The following is an 18,258-nucleotide window of genomic DNA, read 5'->3' as shown; positions in this document are numbered from 1 at the left end:
ACACACACCATACCCCAAAAAGAAAAGGAGCGATTCTACTTGAATACAGCAGACATGCTTACGACGTATCTCAGCAAACTCCCGAATCTGGTCATTGCACTGCTCGTCCTGCTTATCGGCTGGGGCATTGCCAAAATCATTGAAAAAGCCGTATACAAAGGCCTGCAAAAAACAAAAATTGACGACAGGCTGTTCGCCGAAAAAAAGCCGGCACGCTATTCCTCAGAAAAAGTCATCAGTAAAGTCATTTATTTTATCGCATTAATCATCGTTTTTATTCTATTCTTTAACATTCTGCATCTGACAACCGTGGCTTCGCCTTTTGTCAGCATGCTGTCAGCGATAACGGCGGCTGTGCCGAGCATTTTAAAAGCCGGCTTGATTCTGCTGTTGGGCTGGGCGGCCGCTTCGCTTTTCAGCTATCTCGTCAAAAAAGCGGGCATGAAACTCGCTGAAAACGGCCGGTTCAGAAAATGGACAATGGTGTCTGAAGAAGCGGAGATGAGCAGATCCGTTACGGCCGCTTCACGAATCGTTTTCTACTTCGTCTTGCTCTTGTTCCTGCCCGGCGTCTTGGCCGCTCTCCAAATCAGCGGAGTATCAGGGCCGTTTACAAATATGATCCAAAGCGTTTTGTCCTTTATACCGAAAGTATTTGCCGCGGCGCTGATTGTTCTAATCGGCTGGCTTGTTGCCCGTCTCGTCCGTGATATCGTCACAAACTTTCTGGCGAGTATCGGCACGGAAAGGCTCGCCGCACGTATGGGGCTTTCTATTTATCTGAAGGATACAAGCCTGTCGGCAATCATCGGAACGATTGTCTACGTGCTGATTTTCATTCCGGTGATCATTTCTGCGCTTGACCGGCTTGATGTGGCGGGTATTTCTGAACCGGCGTCAGCCATGCTGCACACGGTCTTCACAATGCTCCCTAATATCATCATCGGTATCGTGCTGATCATCGCCGGCATCTGGATCGGAAAATGGGTCAACAGCATTGTATCCGGGCTCTTGCACCGGGCCGGTTTCGACTCTCTTCTCGGTAAAATGGGCTTTGAACAGGCGGGTACCCCGAAGCTGACGCTTTCTCAGACGGTCGGCATGATTGTTCAAATCATCATCGTCCTGCTCTTTACGGCAGAGGCGCTGCAGCTTGTCCATCTTGAATTTCTCGTTGTTATCGCAACAGGTATTATCGCTTACCTGCCTAATGTTCTGGCCGCTGTATTTATTCTCGGAATCGGGCTTTTGGCCGGACAGCTCGTCAGCAGGCTGCTTGCCGGCATGCTGAGCGGAAAGGAATTCAGATTCCTGGCGCCGCTTGCGAAATATACCATTATCACTCTCTCAATCTTTATGGCGCTGGATCAGCTCGGTGTCGCCGACACGATCGTAAATGCCGCGTTTATTCTGATTCTGGGCGGTTTCGCGCTTGCCTTCGGACTTTCATTCGGTCTTGGCGGAAAAGAATTTGCCTCCCGTTATCTCGCAAAATTGGATCGCAAAATTGAAAAACATCAATCGGCTGACGATCGTAAGCCGCCGATGTCTTAACAAAAAAACGTGTGCTCAGAAGGAGCGCACGTTTTTTTTGAGTTAAAGGGGCAAATTCCTTTTTTTTCATTTTAGATTCATATATGATAGACTGTAACAGAAGCAAAATCTCTTTTTCCGAGGTCATTCTATGAAATTAACGAACTATACCGATTATTCTTTACGCGTTTTGATTTTTTTGGCTTCCAGACATTCCGACGAACTTTCCAACATAAAAGAAATCGCAGATACTTATTCCATCTCTAAAAACCACCTCATGAAAGTCATTTACCGCCTCGGCCAGCTCGGGTATGTCGAAACGATCCGGGGCCGGGGAGGCGGAATCCGATTAGGAATGACACCGGAAGACATAAACATTGGAGAAGTCGTTAGAAATACAGAAGACGACTTTAACATCGTAGAATGCTTTGACTCCAAAAAAAATCTCTGTATCATATCTCCCGCCTGCAACTTAAAGAACCTTCTGAATGAAGCCCTGCAAGCTTACCTGGCTGTTTTAGACAAATATACGTTAAGGGATCTGGTCAAAAACAAAGAGGAGATTATGAGACTGCTCAGAAGCTGAAGGAATGTCCGCATTCCTTCTTTTTTTTATGCCGGCGTAAGAAAAAAGGACTATTTCTATTAATATGATAAACGATTGCAGACAAGTGCCGATATAAAGATTATCATTACTGATATCCTCACCTTGCGGCTGCAACGAATGGGGATAGTAAAATCATCGCAGGAAAAGGGAGATTCATTATGAAAAAAAAGGTAGCGGTCGGTTTGACTGCATCTGCGATCGTCGGGTCTGCGTTAGCTGTAACACCGGCAGAAGCACAAACGATTAAGGTTAAAAGCGGAGATTCATTATGGAAGCTTGCCCAAAACTACAATACAAGCGTGGATGCCATTACATCAGCGAATCATCTAAAATCCACCGTTATTTCTATCGGGCAGACGCTCAACATTCCTAACGGCAAATCAGATTCCGGCAGCTCAAAGCCATCTTCAAAGAACAGCGGCACGACTAAAAGCGTTTATACAGTGAAAAGCGGCGACTCGCTGTGGCTGATCGCATCTGATTTTAAAATGTCCGTACAGGAACTAAAAAAATTGAACGGTCTGACAAGCGACTTAATCCGCGCCGGACAGAAGCTGCAAGTGACGGGGAAAGTTTCCTCAAGCACCGATCAGAAAAAAACCACACCGGGCAGCAGCTCAAACAGCAGCAAAAAGCAGTCATCATCTTCCGGGACGTATAAAGTCAAACTCGGCGATTCACTATGGAAGATCGCAAACAGCGTCAATATGACCATTGCGGAACTCAAAGTATTAAACAACTTAAAAACGGATACGATCTACGTAAACCAAGTCCTGAAAACAAAAGGAACGTCTTCTTCGGGAAACACGCCGTCAAAAGACAATTCAAACCAAAATAAAAACCAGACACAAACGTCCTCTTATACAGTAAAAAGCGGAGACTCACTCTGGAAAATCGCAAACGCATACAACATGACGGTTCAGCAAATCAGAAGCATCAACAAACTGACGTCAGACATGCTTCGGGTCGGACAAGTGCTTAAGCTGACAAAAACGTCATCTTCCGGCTCTTCGACTTCACCGTCAACTCCGAACCAGTCCGGAGATACAGGGAAAACCACTACATATACCGTGAAAAGCGGGGATTCTTTATGGGTGATCGCCCAAAAGTTCAATGTGACCGCCCAGCAGATCCGCGAGAAAAACAACCTGAAAACAGATGTTCTTCAAATCGGACAAAAGCTGACGATTACCGGACAGCAGACAAACACGACACCGAATCAGTCCGGCAACACAGGCGGCACAGGTTCAACAAGCGCGAAGATTAATGTAATGATCGATGCCGCAAAAGCTCAACTGGGCGTACCGTATGTATGGGGCGGGACAACGCCGAGAGGCTTTGACTGCAGCGGTTTCATTTATTACGTTCTCAATAAGGTCACTTCTGTATCCAGACTTTCAGCCGCAGGCTACTGGAATACGATGACATCAGTCAGCCAGCCGGCGGTCGGTGACTTTGTCTTTTTCTCAACTTATAAAGCCGGACCTTCCCACGTCGGTATTTATCTCGGGAACGGCCAGTTTATTAATGCCAACGATTCGGGTGTCGTTATTTCCAGCATGAACAATTCCTATTGGAAACAGCGCTACCTCGGCGCAAAACGTTTCTTCTGATATCTGACAAGCTGTACGGCCTCAATTAGGCTGTGCAGCTTTTTTTACAGTCTGAAAATATTAATGCTGATCACATGTTTTGTCACGGGATGGAAATACACTTCAGCACGGGATGAAAACGTTTCTTTTGTTGTTTGCACCGTTACGCGAAACACATCTTTCGTCTGCTCCCGGTTCACTTTTGTACGGCCCATGTACGAATAATCGGTAAGCTCGGCCCCCTTGTATTCACGTTCAAGCTGGTTCCATGCGAGCTGCTCCCATTTTTCAACTGATGGATCAAGGTGTTCTGTATGCCCTTTTTCAGCGATCGAGGCAATGAGAATGCCGCAAAACAAGAGGGCAAGCGCAAATGGAAGGGATTTCATCTTTATGTTCTCCTGAGTCGTTTTTTGTCAATCTTAGCGTGTCCAAAGAAGAGACGGATATGCGGTTTTATTTTATGTCTCCCTCATATTGCTATGCCGCAGTGATAAGGACACCAACTTTTCCCCCGTTGCATCCGGGCTTCAGCGGCATAAACTAACGGAGAACTTCTCATTGAAAGGAGAAGCGTTAGATGGATCATGCCGATTATGACAAAGCCTTGTATTACACACACCGGTCTCAATGGGACAATTTGTTAATATTGATGGTTCGTACAAAAGATGATTTATTATCAAAGCGTATTGAGCACTTTCTGCACGCGTATCATTTCGAATATGATCATGCGGTGCTTGAAAAAGAGCTGTATTCTCTTCTCGGGTATATTGATCATGCGACAGAGCTCGCTTATGAAGATCAATTAGCCATGCTGACATAAAAACAATCCCGGCGTCAGACGCCGGGATTTCTTGTGTTTGTGAACATATTCAGCTCTTCGATCATCTCTTTCAGGCTGATCGCCATATCCTCAGATACGGTCCGGCGCTCCATGTCGATGTGAATCGGGTCTAAGACCAGCTGTTTCGGGATGACATTTGCATAAACGCCCCGCATGACCGTCCGCATATTCGCCAGCGCGTTCATGCCTCCTTTTCCTCCGCCCGCCGCGGCAATGATTGCCACCGGTTTGTATGCCCAGTGATCACTGCTTAAAAAATCGATGGCGTTTTTTAAAGCGCCGCTCATGCCGCTGTGATACTCGGGAGATAATAAGACGATGGCCGCCGACTTTTTCACCTGCCGCCTTAACTCTTGCACTGAAGGCAGCTCGTTCTGTTCTTCTTCACCGTTATAAAGCGGCAGTTCACTTTCGCTCAAATCAATAAAATCGGTATGAAACCGATCTCTGATATAAGAAGCGGCAATTCTAGTCCGCCCGTTTTTTCTCGGTGTTCCGCTGATCACTAATATGCTCATGATTTTACCGCCTTTCCAAAAACATTATATTTTACTGCATACAATGCCGCCTGCGTCCGATCGGAAAGATTCAGCTTTGACAGCAGGTTGGACACGTGGGTCTTCACTGTTTTTTCTGAAATAAACAGTGCCGCCGCAATTTCCTTATTGCTTTTTCCTTTGGCTATTTCTTGAAGAACATCTTTTTCACGAGGGGTCAGGTGATAATATTTTTCCTTATCCTGATCATCCTGAACCATATGGGTCAGCACATGAGGCACAATATCCGCCGACAGCCGGTAACGTCCGGAATATACTTCCCGGAGCGTTTTCACTAAATCATCGGGCTGGGCGTCTTTCAGCTGATACGCTTTTGCGCCGGCTTTAAGGGCGGGAATGACATGCTCCTGATCAGAATAGCTCGTCAAAACGACGATACTGATGTCCGGAAATCGTTCAGCCGCAATTTTTGCCGCTTCTATGCCGTCCATATCAGGCATTGATAAATCCATCAGAATGATGTCCGGCTCCGTCTTTTCAGCTTGCTGAAGCGCTTCAGCACCGGTGGACGCCTCACCGACAACTTCAATGTCTTCCTGAGTGGCGAAGAAATAGCGCAGTCCTTTGCGGACAACGTGATGATCATCAGCAATCACAATTTTCATCAATCAGACCTCCTGTCCCGAAACGGAAGCCGAACGGAGACAATCGTTCCGGCGCCAAGCTCGGATTGCAATGTAAAGCGGCCTCCGATCGCTTCGGCCCGCGCTTTCATGCCGGCCACGCCGAGCGATGGGAGCACAGCATGCGCATCAGCGCTGAAGCCCGCTCCACGGTCGCTAATGTGAAGCTCAGCGCAATCCGGCTTTTTAACGGCGGAAATGATAACCCGGTCCGTTCCCGCATGCTTTTTACAGTTATTCAAGGCTTCCTGAGCGATCCGCCAAAGCGCGTGTTCCTGTTCATCCGTAAGCTCCAGCTCATCCTCCATTTCACAAACGGCTTCCAGGCCGATAAGAGCGGCATAGCTTTTGATCGACGCATACAGCCCTTTCGTCAAACTTTCCGGCTTCAGCTGCCAAATAAGCGCCCTCATTTCTGTTAGCGCATCATGAGACAGCTCTTGAATAAACGTAATCATCTGCCGGAGCCGATCATCATCTGTAAAGCTCTTTGCGGCTTTTGCCGTTAAGCTGACAGAAAACAGCATCTGATTGACGGAATCATGCAGCTCTTGCGCAAGTCTGCTTCGTTCCATCAACAGGGCGTTCTGCTGCTCAAATTCGGCCAATTTCATCCGCTGAATCGCCGTTCCGATTTGAAATGCAACCGCTTCAAGCAGATGCAGTTCTTCTTCGTTGAAAAATGTCTTTTCGCTTGCGGCGACGTTTAATAAACCGAACTTCCGGCCGCCGTCCTCAAGCGGTACGGTCGCATGATGGGTAATGCCCTCCGTATCGCGGCAGTTCGTCGTCTGTTCCGCAAATTCAATCCGTTTACAATTCATTATGTTTACGGCCTTTGTCAAACCCCCATTGCTGAATTTGGTCAGACAATAGCATTCCCCGCTGCACATGAGTGCATTTTCCCGCTGACCGAGAGCCGGCGGTAAATAAGCGGCTGCGGCGAGCGTATAAGACCCGTCCGGCTCAATCAGAAAAATCCACCCTGTCTGCAGCCCGGTCAGGCTGAGCAGTTCGCGGAGCACTTTATCAAGCGCTTCCTTTAAATCGTGGCTTTGGTTTAAGGTTTCCGCAATCGCTTTTAACGTTTTTAACGTTTCTACCGTCGTTTTCGTCAATTTCCCTCACTCCGGCCAATCAGAATTATCCATATTATATCAATTCTTTTCTGTATATTCCTTTGTTTTCAGCATGAATTTTCCTCATACTTTCGGATGAGGCGTATAAAAAAACCGCCGGATGTCGCTTCCGGCGGTTTGTTGTTTATTTCGTTTTTTCCACTATGCCATCCACTGTTTTCATGACGGCTTCAGATAATGCGGCAAGACGCTGTTCGCTGTCTTGTAAAGAAGTTCCCTTCACGGCGAAATAAAACTTCACTTTCGGCTCCGTTCCCGATGGACGAAGACAGAACCAAGAGCCGTCTTCAAGAAAATATTTCAGGACATTTGACTTCGGCAGATCAATATCCTCTTCATGATGATCGGCAAATACAGTCCGTTTTCCCGTTGAATAGTCTTCAGCCTGCGTGATTTGTTTTCCGGCCATCTGCTTCGGCGGATCGTTTCGGAAGGAAGTCAGGATAGCGGAAATCTGCTCGGCTCCCTGTTTTCCTTTTAACGTCAATGACTTCAAGCCTTCACGGTAATATCCGTATTCTTTAAAAATGGACAGCAGCGCGTCATAAAGCGACATGCCCTGCTTTTTATAAAAGGCGCATACCTCGACGGCTAACAGCGCAGCCTGGATCGCGTCTTTGTCACGCGCGAAATCGCCGATTAAGTAGCCGTAGCTTTCTTCATACCCGAACTGGAACGTGTATTGGCCTGATTTTTCATATTCTTTGATCTTTTCACCGATAAATTTGAAGCCTGTCAGCGTGTCAACCGTATCTAATCCGAACGATGAAGCGACGGCGCGGCCCAATTCGCTCGTGACAATCGTTTTCATGACGACACCGTTTTCAGGAAGGGCGCCCTGTTTTTTCTTCTCGGAAAGCAGGTAATGCAATAAAAGCGCGCCTGTCTGGTTTCCCGTCAGCACTGTGTACTTGCCTTCGCTGTTTTTCACGGCAATGCCGAGACGGTCGGCATCCGGGTCCGTAGCGACGAGAATATCAGCGTTTTGTTCTTCTCCGAGTTTAATGGCATATTCGAATGCCGCGTGCTCTTCCGGATTCGGCGATTTGACGGTTGAAAAATCCGGGTCCGGCAGCTCTTGCTCCTTTACGACGGTGACGTTTTTATAACCGAGTGCTTCAAGACCGCGGCGCACCGGTTTATTTGCCGTGCCGTGCAGCGGAGTGAACACGACGCTGACATCCACTTCATACGAAAGCTCGGGATGTACGGAGATGGAAGTCAGTTCTTCAGTATACGGTTTATCAATTTCTTCACCGATTATTTTAATCAAACCTTTTTCTTTCAGTGACTGTTCATCTTCAACTTGAATCGTTAATTCATTTTCTATGGCATTCACTTCCGCAATGACGATGTCCGCTTCTTTCGGCGGCAGCTGTGCGCCGTCATCGCCATACACTTTATATCCGTTATATTCAGGCGGGTTATGGCTGGCCGTCACGACGATACCGGCATAAGCGTTCAGCTTTCTCACCGCAAAAGACAGCTCAGGCGTCGGGCGGAGCTCATCAAATACGTATGTTTGAATGCCTTGGGAAGCAAGAGTTTTTGCAGCTTCCATCGCAAACTCAGGAGATTTATGACGGGAGTCGTATGCGATCGCAACCCCTCTTTTTTTCGCGTCTTCCCCCTGTTTCGCGATATACGCCGCAAGTCCGGCGGATGCTTTGCGGACCGTGTAAATATTCATCCTGTTCGTACCCGGCCCGATTTCTCCTCTCATGCCTCCTGTTCCGAACTCAAGATTTTTGTAGAAAAAATCTTCCAGCAGCTGCTCGTTTCCTTCTGCGTCCGCCAATAATTTTTTCAATTCTGAATCTAATTGTTCGGCCTGATTCCAGCGTTCGTAACTCTTACTCCAACTCATGTTCGTCCTCCTATAATTTCAGCTTATGACCATATTTTAATATGAAGCGGCTGCCCGTGTCACTTGATAACTTAACCAAATGCTTTATGTAAACAGATAAAAGAAGGGCTCATGCCTTTTCGGCACAGCCCTCCGGTTATTATTGTTCGAGCGGAACAACCGCGTCGTGCAGCAGCGTATTTAACCACTCAGTGTGTTTTTCTTTCGTTTCGTCATTCCATTGGAATCGGTCGCTCATGTAATCAATCACGGCCGTTTTATACGTTTGCACCCATTTGATGTCGAAGAACAGTCTTCCCGTTCTGCGGACGAAGAAATCGGCAGGTGTCGCAGCCATTTCTTCTTCGATGCTGTAAGCTGCTTCAGCCAAAATGTGAACCGGAATCTGGCGTTTTTCCGCTTCGTCTTTCAGACCCTCAATCCGGCTGAATACATTTTCAACGTTAGAGCCGTATCTGATGGCTAACTGCTTAGCGGTTTCCTGTGATAAACCGATTTTCAAGCCGTCTTTTGTCTTTGCTTCCACAAATGACTCGAAGTTTTTAGAGCCCCCGACATGTCCGCCGGAAATCGGCATCGTCTTCGTCTTGCAGCCGCCGAAGTCCTGGCCGCCCTCTTCTTTCAAGCGGTCGCGGACAAGATCGACAATGTGCTCAGCCATTTTACGGTAGCCCGTCAGTTTTCCTCCGGCGATCGTAATCAGGCCTGATTGAGATGTCCAGATTTCATCTTTACGGGAGATCTCAGACGGGTCTTTCCCTTCTTCGTGAATAAGCGGTCTGAGGCCGGCCCAGCTTGATTCAATATCGTCCGCCGTAATGTTCAGTTCCGGGAACATATAATTGATGGAGCTGACGACATAATCGCGATCCTGCACCGTCATGCGCGGGTGCTCAAGTTTTTGTTTGTAAACCGTATCGGTCGTACCCACGTATGTTTTTCCTTCACGCGGAATGGCGAACACCATCCGGCCGTCCGGCGTATCAAAGTACACCGCCTGTTTAAGCGGGAATACGGATTGGTCGAATACGAGATGGACCCCTTTTGTGTGCTGAAGATGTTTTCCGCTTTTGCTGTGGTCTTTTTCTCTCAGCTCGTCGACCCACGGACCTGTCGCATTGACGATTTTTTTGGCGTAAACTTTGTATTCCTTGCCTGACAGCAGATCCTCAATTAAAACGCCGACAACTTTTCCTTTTTCATAAAGCAGTTCTTTCACTTTAGAATAGTTGACAGGCTCCGCACCGAATTTAACGGCTTCTTTCATGACTTCAATCGTCAGTCTCGCATCGTCCGTCCGGTACTCTACATAATAGCCTCCGCCTTTTAAGCCGTCTTTTTTGACGAGCGGCTCTTTTTGCAGCGTTTCTTTAGCAGACAGCATGCTTCTGCGCTCTGATTTTTTCACCCCTGCTAAATAGTCATACACACGCAGGCCGATGGAAGTAGAGAATGAACCGAACGTGCCGCCTTTATGAAACGGCAGCAGCATCCATTCCGGCGTCGTGACGTGCGGGCCGTTTTCGTACACGATGGCACGTTCCTTACCGACTTCTGCAACCATTTTGACTTCAAATTGCTTCAGATAACGCAAACCGCCGTGGACAAGCTTTGTGGATCGGCTTGATGTACCGGCCGCGAAATCCTGCATTTCGCTCAAAGCGACTTTCATTCCCCTTGAAGCAGCGTCAAGCGCCGTACCGGCACCCGTAATACCTCCGCCTATAATAAACAGATCGTATGTTTTTTTAGTCATGTCTTCCAGCATATGATCCCGTTCCAAACTTGAAAATTGGTGATTCATCATTACGTTTCCTCCTTGTTGTCACGGTATAGAAAAAGAGACCACAACAGCCAAAGCGCATGTCATCACTTTGGTGCTGTGGTCTCTCCTCATCTCAGGACCGTTCCTATTAACTTGTTTTCAGTATACCACATTTTTATCTTATTTAAAAGCCATAGCTGCATTTACTGCTTTTTTCCATCCGCCGTACAATTCATCACGTTTTTCATCTTCCATTTCCGGTTTGAATTGCTTATCAAGGTTCCATTGATCAGCGATTTCAGTGCTGTCCTTCCAGTAGCCGACAGCGATTCCGGCCAAATACGCGGCACCGAGCGCCGTCGTTTCATTAATTTCCGGACGTTCGACCGGTACATCAAGCAAGTCGCTCTGGAACTGCATGAGGAAGTTATTTTTTACCGCTCCGCCGTCTACACGCAATGTTTTTAAAGAGATACCTGAATCAGCCTCCATGGCATCAAGCACATCTTTCGCCTGATAAGCGAGAGATTCAAGCGTAGCCCGGATAAAATGCTCCTTCGTCGTTCCGCGTGTCAGGCCGAAAACTGAGCCGCGCACGTCGCTGTCCCAGTACGGTGTGCCTAATCCGACGAAAGCGGGCACGACATAAACACCGTCAGCGGAATCCACACGCTCTGCGTATGTCTCGCTTTCTTTTGAATCCTGGAACATCCGCATGCCGTCTCTCAGCCATTGGATGGCAGAACCTGCGACAAAGATGCTTCCTTCCAGTGCATACTCGACTTTTCCGTCTAATCCCCAAGCGATTGTCGTCAGAAGGCCGTGATCAGAAGTGATGGCTTTTTCTCCGGTATTCATCAGCATAAAGCAGCCTGTGCCGTATGTGTTTTTCCCCATGCCTTCTTCAAAGCACGCCTGACCGAACAGCGCAGACTGCTGGTCTCCGGCCGCTCCCGCAATCGGAATGTTTTTACCGAAGAAATGATAATCAACCGTTTTCGCGTACACATGAGAAGACGGTTTCACTTCCGGCAGCATTGATTTCGGTACGCCTAAAATATCAAGCAGCTCGTCATCCCATTTTAATTCATGTATATTAAACATCAGCGTTCTTGAAGCGTTGGAATAATCCGTTACGTGCGCCGCCCCTCCGGACATTTTCCAGATGAGCCATGAATCAATCGTTCCGAACAGAAGATTTCCGTTTTCCGCTTTTTCCCGCGCGCCTTCTACATTGTCAAGAATCCATTTGACTTTCGTTCCTGAGAAATAAGGGTCGATCAAAAGTCCCGTTTTTTCTCTGAATGTATCATTATATCCTTTTTCACGAAGCTCTTCGCAAATGCCGGATGTTTGTCTCGATTGCCACACAATCGCATTGTATACCGGCTTTCCGGTATCTTTATCCCATACGACCGTCGTTTCCCTTTGGTTCGTGATGCCGATGCCGGCAATTTGATCAGCGCTGATTCCGGACTCGGAGATCACAGTCGCGATAACGGCGAGCACCGATCCCCAGATTTCGTTCGCATTGTGCTCCACCCAGCCCGGCTGAGGGAAATGCTGTGTGAATTCCTTTTGAGCGGAATGCACGATTTTTCCTTCTTTATTAAAAAGAATCGCTCTTGAACTTGTTGTGCCTTGGTCAATTGATAAAATATAGGTCTCCATGATGCCGCTCTCCTTTTTAAATATATTCAGAATTTGATAATGTTTTCCGTGATTGAGATTTCTTGGTATAAATATAGAGTGTGAAAAGCACTACAACCATTATAACGCTTACAAACCAAAAGCTAGGTGTCACATTTCCTTTAAACGCGGCATTGTAAAATACGCCGCCGAACGCACCGCCCATGATCGGACCGACTACGGGAATCCAGGCATATTTCCAATTTGACGGCCCTTTTTTCGGAATCGGCAGAAAGGCGTGAGCGATTCTCGGCCCCAAATCCCGCGCAGGGTTGATCGCATATCCGGTCGTCCCTCCAAGAGAAATCCCGATGGCAACGATGAGGAATCCGACAATCAGCGGGTTCAGCCCTTTTGTAAATTCATTCGCTCCGATTGCCAAAATGCCGAGCACAAGCACAAACGTACCAATGACTTCACTTATCATATTCCCAAATGTATGAGGAATACTCGGACCGGTCGAGAAAACGCCCAGTTTAGCGGCCGGATCATCCGTCGCCTTCCAATGCGGCAGATAATGAAGGAACACAACAACCGCACCGATCATTGCTCCGATCATCTGTCCTGCAATATAAACAGGGACCTCTTTCCAAGGAAAGCTGCCTTCAAGCGCAAGGCCTATCGTTAAAGCCGGATTCAAGTGGGCGCCGCTGATGCTGCCGACGGCATATGCCGCCATGGCTACTCCCAATCCCCAGCCGAATACAATAACAATCCATCCGGATTGGTATGAAAGCGATTTCTTTAAATTGACTCCCGCACAAACGCCGCCGCCGAAAATAACAAGCAGCATTGTACCGATTACTTCTCCCCAAAATGCTGTCATCATCATTCCTCCTAAATGACAAAATAGCAGGTTTGACAGAGTTATAGAGAATAAAAAGCCCACAACAAACCGCTTTACGCTTTATTGCTTCCGTAAAGAGCTGTTGTGGGTCTCCGGATCTCCATCACATAGTATTAACCTAGGTCTATTGTAACAATGGGTGTAAGCGGTGTCAATCTTTTTTTGTCATAGAATGTTCATATTTAGCCCATAGTTCGGTGTCTGAAGTCGTCACGGCCGTGGCTCCTGCCTGCAAGGCGTTTTCAACGTCCTGCTCCGTGCGGATGAAGCCGCCGGCAAAAATAGGAATCCCCGTCATTTCTTTAATTTCTCTGATTAAAGTCGGAACAATGCCCGGGAGAACCTCGATAAAGTCAGGTTTATGCTTTCCGACGAATTCCATGCTTTTCTCCATGGCGCTCGTATCCAAGAGAAACAGACGCTGGATCGCGTATATTTTCTTTTGTTTCGCTTTGACGATGACTGATGATCTCGTCGAAATGATACCCGCGGGCCGGATATCCTGACAAATAAACTCCGCACCGTATTCGTCATGCTTAATGCCGTGAATTAAATCGACGTGAACCATCAGAAGTTTTCCGTGTTTTTTTGCTTCATTCACGACACCTTTTAATTGACCAAGGTGGATATCTAAAATGACGCCGTATAAGAACGGACTCTCTAAAAATGCATCGAATTGCTTCATGTTCCGGATAGCCGGTAGAATCTGCTGGTTGTGAAAACTCATGTTTTACTCCTTTACATTAAAAATCAATGCTCAGCACGCTTTCCTTGACGGTCGAAATGATGAAAGAGAGCTCCTCGTCCGACAGGCAAAAAGGCGGAGACAGCTGAATGACATTATTATATCCCGCTACAGTATCACCATTTTTCCCGACAAGCAGGCCTTTTTCTCTGCACGCGGTGATGACGTGCTGCACAAGGACGGCATCAGCGGGTTCCTTCGTGACTTTGTCCTTGACGAGCTCAATGCCGGCAAGAAGGCCCTTGCCCCGTACATCTCCGACCGCCGGATGTTCTCTGAGCGGCTCAAGCTCACGGAGCAGCCTTTCTCCAAGCTCCCGGGAGCGGGCGATCAAATTTTCGTCCTCCATCAATTGCAGGTTTTTCAAAGCCAGGGCGCAGGCTGCCGGATTGCCTCCGAATGTATTCACGTGCCGGAAGCGGCCGTACGGCTCACCGCCCGAATACGCCTCAAAAATCTCCCGTTTTACTGCCGTTGCCGACAGCGGCAGATAAGCGCTCGTAATGCCTTTTGCCATTGTGACGATGTCCGGTGAAACGCCGTAATGCTGAAATCCGAACGGCTCTCCCGTGCGGCCGAAACCGCAAATGACTTCATCACTGATCAGAAGCGCGCCGTGGCGGCGGCAAATGTCCTCTACCTTTGCCATATACCCGTCCGGGGGCATCAGTATCCCTCCGCCTGTAATAATCGGCTCCATAATAACGCCGGCAATCGTTTCGCTTAACTCCCACGTCATGATCCGGTCGATTTCATGCGCGCTTTCCAATGTGACGGCATCGCCGGGATTCCGATAAAGATCAGGCGGCGCCGCGTGCAAAAAACCTTGTGAGAGCGGCTCATATTTATATTTTCTCTGCGCCTGGCCGGTAGCGGCGAGCGCCCCCATCGTATTGCCGTGATAGCCTCTGTACCGGGAGATGAATTTGAAGCGGCTGTGATCGCCGTTTTCAATGTGGTATTGGCGGGCAATTTTGAACGCGGTTTCATTTGCTTCCGATCCGCTGTTGGAAAAGAAGATCACATAATCGCCGCCGAGCCATTCATTCAGTTTTTCCGCAAGCTCAATCGCGGGTTGATGGCTTTGGGTCAGCGGATAATAAGGAAGCTCCTTCAATTGGCTGTAAGCCGCATCGGCAAGCTCCTTTCTCCCGTATCCGATATTGACGCACCACAGTCCTGACATGCCGTCCAAATACCGTCTGCCGTCAATATCCGTAACCCAGGCGCCTTCCCCTTTTTGGACGATTATGCTGTCATCCGGCTCCGCCCCTTTCATCGCGTGCCAAATCAGCTCTTTATCCTTTTGTTTGAGTGACTGATTTTTTTGTACATGTTCCACACCGCTCATCTCCCTTTCAATATCATTGCACTGTATCGAAAGCTGCCCGGCTTCTGACGCCGATTCTCTTGGTGAAGTTTTCCTCTTAATAAGAATATAAAGGCGCGGCATGGGCGAGTCAATAAAGCGGCGGCAATTAAAAAAACGCTTTCTCCCAGAAAGCGAAAGGGCTACAAGAGCATATCCCGAAACCGGGGCCGGTGCAAGTGTTTTTATAAAAAAACCCGCCCCTTAAGCGGAGCGGGCGTTTTTTATTTCAGGTGCGTAATCCGGTAAATGTCTTTGCGCCGGTCTTTCAGCTGGCGCACGGTTCCGTTTTCACGCTGCCTTCTTAAGATTTCAAGGTCCACGTCCCCGATCACGACCATTTCGATATTCGGATTCGTTTCACCGACGATTCCGTCTCTGGCAAATTCAAAATCAGACGGAGCAAAAATGGCTGACTGCGCGTATTGAATATCCATATTTTCTGTTTGCGGCAGGTTTCCGACCGTACCTGAGATGACGGTGTAAATTTGGTTTTCAACCGCTCTCGCCTGAGAGCAGTACCTTACGCGCAAGTAGCCTTGGCGGTCTTCAGTGCAGAACGGCGTAAAGATAATTTTCGCCCCTTGATCCGCGGCAATTCTCGCAAGCTCCGGAAATTCGATATCGTAACAGATCTGAATGGCGATCTTTCCGCAGTCCGTATCAAATACGCGCACCCTGTCTCCGGCGCTGATGCCCCACCATTTCCGCTCATTCGGCGTAATGTGAAGCTTATATTGTTTTTCAATCGTGCCGTCACGTCTGAATAAGTAGGCGATGTTATAAATTTTCCCCTCTTCTTCAACGAAGTGGGAGCCGCCGATGATGTTGACATTATATTTCACCGCGAGATCTGTAAAGAGGCTGATATAGTCCTCGGTATATTCGGTAATCCTCTGAATGGCCAGACTCGGAGAACGCTCCTCGAGGAAAGACATCAGCTGCGTCGTGAAAATTTCCGGGAACACCGCGAAATCAGATCTCGCATCGGAAGCCACATCGACATAATATTCAACCTGATTGGCAAATTCCTCGAAGGAGTAAATCTTTTTCATTTCATATTGAATGACGCAGATGCGCACCGGAAATGCCGATTTGTAATAGCGCTTCGACTGCGGCAGGTAATCGACATTGTTCCATTCCATTAATGTCGCATATTTAATGGACGCGGTGTCATCCGGGAGATAATTCGGATTGATCCGCATGAGCGTAAATCCGTTCATCAGCTGGAAAGAAAGCACCGGATCATAAATCTGATGGCGCGTCACCTGTTCGACATAGGCTCTCGCCGTCATTTCTTCCGCATACTTATGATAATTCGGGATCCGCCCGCCGATAATGATGCTTTTCAGATTCAATCGTCTCGCCAAGTCTTTTCTCGCCTCATACAGCCGGTGTCCGATTTTCATCCGTCTGTATTCCGGGTGAACCATTACCTCAATCCCGTACAGATTCAATCCGTCCGGGTTGTGGTTCGTGATATAACCGTCGTCTGTAATGTCCTGCCACGTGTGGCGGTCATCATATTCATCGAAATTGATGATCAGGCTTGAGCATGAACCGATAATTTCCCCTTCATACTCGGCGCAAAACTGACCTTCCGGAAAGTGCGCGAGATGGCTGATTAAATGCTCAGGCTCCCACGGCTCCATCCCCGGAAAACAATCCTTTTGCAGCTCAATAATTTTGTTAATATCTTTCTCTTCCATATTCCGTATGACCATTTTCTTTTCAAAACGGGTCAGATCAAGTTTCTCAGACAATGCTGCTTCCCCCTGCCGGTTCGTTTTGATCGTTCAATCGCTGTAAGAGTAATTCAAGTTCCATTTCAGCCATCGATTCCAGTCTGTGATCGTACTCTTCAAATAACAGGGCGCTTGTTACCTTATTCGGGACGATGACACATTTCATGCCGGCCCGTTTAGCTGCGATTGAGCCGTTGACCGAATCCTCAAAGGCCAGACATTCAGATGGTTCAACGCCTAAATGTTCCGCAGCTTTCAGATAGAGCTCCGGATTCGGCTTCACTTCTTCTACGTCGTCAGCCGTCTGAATCACTTCAAATTCATCAAACAGGCCTAATTCCTTCAGATGGCCCGACACCCATTTAAAATCTGAGCTGGAAGCGAGCCCCACCTTCAATCCTAATTCTTTTGCCGCGGCTAAATAAGCCTCGACCCCGGGACGCGCCGTTTCTGTCTTCATCCGCTGTTCGAAGCGCCCGCGCCTGATCGCCGTCAGTTCATCATGATCGAGCTTTCTTCCCAGCTGCTCCTCTAAATATGCGAACGGCTTAAAACCCGCGGCCGTTCCGATCACCTTTCCCCAGACGGATAAAGGCAATGTTGAACCGTGTTCTTCAAACATTTCCTGCAGCACTTCATATTCATGGGTTTCTGTATCTAAAATTAACCCGTCAAAATCAAAGATTAATGCTTTTATCAATGGTTACAGCTCCTTTAGTTAAACGTACTGACCTATGTATACACTATACCGTGAATTTCTTTCGCGTTCAAAATGTAACATTCTCACGGAAAGAAGAGCCTGCATGAGTGCAAGCTCTCTTCATCCGTTACTGTGTGTTTTGACTGGAAATATTGGAAAGAGCTGCTCCCGCAGACTCATTTGAACGCTGATCGACCGCTAAGTCTCCAAGCGCAACGATCCCGACCAGATGATTTTGATCGACAATGGGAAGGCGGCGGATTTGGTGTTGGGCCATCAGATGTGACGCCTCTTCAAGACTCATTTCCGGGTTTCCGGATACAACTGTAGAAGACATCACGTGTGAAACAGGTGTTTGGCCGTCGCGGCCTTGAGCCGTTGTTCTCAATGCGATATCACGGTCTGTCAGCATTCCTTTTAATTCCCCTCCGTCAACGACGGGAATTGCTCCTACATTATGCTGGTGCATCAGCGCAGCCGCTTCCTGGATCGTTTGATTCGGAGAAACGGTAGCCACGTGGGTAGTCATTGATTGTTTGATTGAACTCATTGTAAAGCACCCCTTTCGACATTTATTATGCTCGGGGATTTGTCTCAATATAAAGGGAGTTAGAGGAAAGAAATTGTGGTATCATG

At 47.8% G+C, this 18,258-nt stretch carries 17 protein-coding genes; 4 read left to right on the top strand and 13 right to left on the bottom strand.

Translation table 11 applies throughout. The annotated features are described in order from the left end of the window. Positions 1-39: 39 nt before the first annotated feature. The 3 genes from MY7_RS03750 (at position 40) to MY7_RS03740 (ending at position 3,753) form a co-directional block, all read left to right on the top strand. Positions 40-1,554: a mechanosensitive ion channel gene (locus MY7_RS03750; protein ID WP_007610307.1), complete on the top strand. Its 1,515-nt coding sequence runs from the start codon at positions 40-42 to the stop codon at positions 1,552-1,554. A gap of 130 nt (positions 1,555-1,684) precedes the next feature. Then, on the top strand, positions 1,685-2,119 hold the full coding sequence (nsrR, locus tag MY7_RS03745) for a nitric oxide-sensing transcriptional repressor NsrR (protein ID WP_007610306.1): 435 nt from the start codon (positions 1,685-1,687) through the stop codon (positions 2,117-2,119). 179 nt (positions 2,120-2,298) lie between these two features. Then, positions 2,299-3,753 carry a C40 family peptidase gene (locus MY7_RS03740; protein ID WP_007610305.1) on the top strand — a complete coding sequence of 485 codons (1,455 nt, stop codon included), beginning with the start codon at positions 2,299-2,301 and terminating at the stop codon, positions 3,751-3,753. Between the two features lie 44 nt (positions 3,754-3,797). Here the strand turns inward: MY7_RS03740 and MY7_RS03735 are convergent, their stop codons facing one another. After that, positions 3,798-4,121 carry a DUF3889 domain-containing protein gene (locus MY7_RS03735; RefSeq protein WP_007610300.1) on the bottom strand — a complete coding sequence of 108 codons (324 nt, stop codon included), beginning with the start codon at positions 4,119-4,121 and terminating at the stop codon, positions 3,798-3,800. 191 nt (positions 4,122-4,312) lie between these two features. On the opposite strand from MY7_RS03735, the gene MY7_RS03730 reads away from it, so the two are divergent. Further along, on the top strand, positions 4,313-4,555 hold the full coding sequence (locus MY7_RS03730) for a YhdB family protein (RefSeq protein ID WP_003155335.1): 243 nt from the start codon (positions 4,313-4,315) through the stop codon (positions 4,553-4,555). 14 nt (positions 4,556-4,569) lie between these two features. On the opposite strand, the gene MY7_RS03725 is transcribed toward MY7_RS03730, so the two are convergent. The 12 genes from MY7_RS03725 to MY7_RS03670 form a co-directional block, all read right to left on the bottom strand. Next, positions 4,570-5,094 carry an NADPH-dependent FMN reductase gene (locus tag MY7_RS03725; protein WP_007610299.1) on the bottom strand — a complete coding sequence of 175 codons (525 nt, stop codon included), beginning with the start codon at positions 5,092-5,094 and terminating at the stop codon, positions 4,570-4,572. Further along, entirely contained in the window at positions 5,091-5,738 is a 648-nt protein-coding gene (locus tag MY7_RS03720) for a response regulator (protein ID WP_007610297.1), read from the bottom strand. The genes MY7_RS03725 and MY7_RS03720 overlap by 4 nt, the downstream gene beginning before the upstream one ends. Next, positions 5,738-6,874 carry a GAF domain-containing sensor histidine kinase gene (locus MY7_RS03715; RefSeq protein WP_007610295.1) on the bottom strand — a complete coding sequence of 379 codons (1,137 nt, stop codon included), beginning with the start codon at positions 6,872-6,874 and terminating at the stop codon, positions 5,738-5,740. Before MY7_RS03715 ends, MY7_RS03720 begins: the two co-directional genes overlap by 1 nt. 145 nt (positions 6,875-7,019) lie before the next feature. After that, positions 7,020-8,762 carry a phospho-sugar mutase gene (locus MY7_RS03710; protein ID WP_007610293.1) on the bottom strand — a complete coding sequence of 581 codons (1,743 nt, stop codon included), beginning with the start codon at positions 8,760-8,762 and terminating at the stop codon, positions 7,020-7,022. Between the two features lie 139 nt (positions 8,763-8,901). After that, the gene (gene glpD / locus MY7_RS03705) at positions 8,902-10,569 is read right to left on the bottom strand and encodes a glycerol-3-phosphate dehydrogenase (protein WP_003155341.1); all 1,668 of its coding nucleotides are present in this window, start codon (positions 10,567-10,569) and stop codon (positions 8,902-8,904) included. Positions 10,570-10,707: 138 nt separating this feature from the next. Next, the gene (gene glpK / locus MY7_RS03700) at positions 10,708-12,198 is read right to left on the bottom strand and encodes a glycerol kinase GlpK (RefSeq protein ID WP_007610291.1); all 1,491 of its coding nucleotides are present in this window, start codon (positions 12,196-12,198) and stop codon (positions 10,708-10,710) included. Positions 12,199-12,214: 16 nt separating this feature from the next. Further along, a complete protein-coding gene (locus MY7_RS03695) occupies positions 12,215-13,042 on the bottom strand; it encodes an MIP/aquaporin family protein (protein WP_029325980.1) in 828 nt (275 codons plus the stop codon). 172 nt (positions 13,043-13,214) lie between these two features. Beyond that, positions 13,215-13,790 (bottom strand): glycerol-3-phosphate responsive antiterminator, encoded by a 576-nt coding sequence (locus MY7_RS03690; RefSeq protein WP_007610287.1) that lies wholly within the window; start codon positions 13,788-13,790, stop codon positions 13,215-13,217. Between the two features lie 16 nt (positions 13,791-13,806). Further along, positions 13,807-15,159 carry an aspartate aminotransferase family protein gene (locus MY7_RS03685; protein ID WP_101670211.1) on the bottom strand — a complete coding sequence of 451 codons (1,353 nt, stop codon included), beginning with the start codon at positions 15,157-15,159 and terminating at the stop codon, positions 13,807-13,809. 242 nt (positions 15,160-15,401) lie between these two features. Next, positions 15,402-16,940, bottom strand: coding sequence for a bifunctional GNAT family N-acetyltransferase/carbon-nitrogen hydrolase family protein (locus MY7_RS03680; RefSeq protein ID WP_003155346.1), 1,539 nt, complete (start codon positions 16,938-16,940; stop codon positions 15,402-15,404). After that, positions 16,933-17,622 (bottom strand): HAD family hydrolase, encoded by a 690-nt coding sequence (locus tag MY7_RS03675; protein ID WP_003155347.1) that lies wholly within the window; start codon positions 17,620-17,622, stop codon positions 16,933-16,935. The genes MY7_RS03680 and MY7_RS03675 overlap by 8 nt, the downstream gene beginning before the upstream one ends. A 127-nt stretch (positions 17,623-17,749) precedes the next feature. Further along, positions 17,750-18,172: a CBS domain-containing protein gene (locus MY7_RS03670; RefSeq protein ID WP_007610283.1), complete on the bottom strand. Its 423-nt coding sequence runs from the start codon at positions 18,170-18,172 to the stop codon at positions 17,750-17,752. Between the last annotated feature and the right edge of the window lie 86 nt (positions 18,173-18,258).

It is taken from the genome of Bacillus sp. 5B6 (assembly GCF_000259405.1).
Classification (GTDB): Bacteria; Bacillota; Bacilli; order Bacillales; family Bacillaceae; genus Bacillus; species Bacillus velezensis.
This window is presented reverse-complemented; position numbering and strand designations above follow the sequence as displayed.

Coding starts and splice junctions, on each gene's coding strand:
- nsrR (WP_007610306.1), top strand. CDS start 1,685: ATGAAATTAACGAACTATACCGATTATTCTTTACGCGTTTTGATTTTT.
- MY7_RS03735 (WP_007610300.1), bottom strand. CDS start 4,121: ATGAAATCCCTTCCATTTGCGCTTGCCCTCTTGTTTTGCGGCATTCTC.
- MY7_RS03730 (WP_003155335.1), top strand. CDS start 4,313: ATGGATCATGCCGATTATGACAAAGCCTTGTATTACACACACCGGTCT.
- MY7_RS03670 (WP_007610283.1), bottom strand. CDS start 18,172: ATGAGTTCAATCAAACAATCAATGACTACCCACGTGGCTACCGTTTCT.
- MY7_RS03710 (WP_007610293.1), bottom strand. CDS start 8,762: ATGAGTTGGAGTAAGAGTTACGAACGCTGGAATCAGGCCGAACAATTA.
- MY7_RS03695 (WP_029325980.1), bottom strand. CDS start 13,042: ATGACAGCATTTTGGGGAGAAGTAATCGGTACAATGCTGCTTGTTATT.
- MY7_RS03685 (WP_101670211.1), bottom strand. CDS start 15,159: ATGAGCGGTGTGGAACATGTACAAAAAAATCAGTCACTCAAACAAAAG.
- MY7_RS03725 (WP_007610299.1), bottom strand. CDS start 5,094: ATGAGCATATTAGTGATCAGCGGAACACCGAGAAAAAACGGGCGGACT.
- MY7_RS03690 (WP_007610287.1), bottom strand. CDS start 13,790: ATGAGTTTTCACAACCAGCAGATTCTACCGGCTATCCGGAACATGAAG.
- glpD (WP_003155341.1), bottom strand. CDS start 10,569: ATGATGAATCACCAATTTTCAAGTTTGGAACGGGATCATATGCTGGAA.
- MY7_RS03720 (WP_007610297.1), bottom strand. CDS start 5,738: ATGAAAATTGTGATTGCTGATGATCATCACGTTGTCCGCAAAGGACTG.
- MY7_RS03740 (WP_007610305.1), top strand. CDS start 2,299: ATGAAAAAAAAGGTAGCGGTCGGTTTGACTGCATCTGCGATCGTCGGG.
- glpK (WP_007610291.1), bottom strand. CDS start 12,198: ATGGAGACCTATATTTTATCAATTGACCAAGGCACAACAAGTTCAAGA.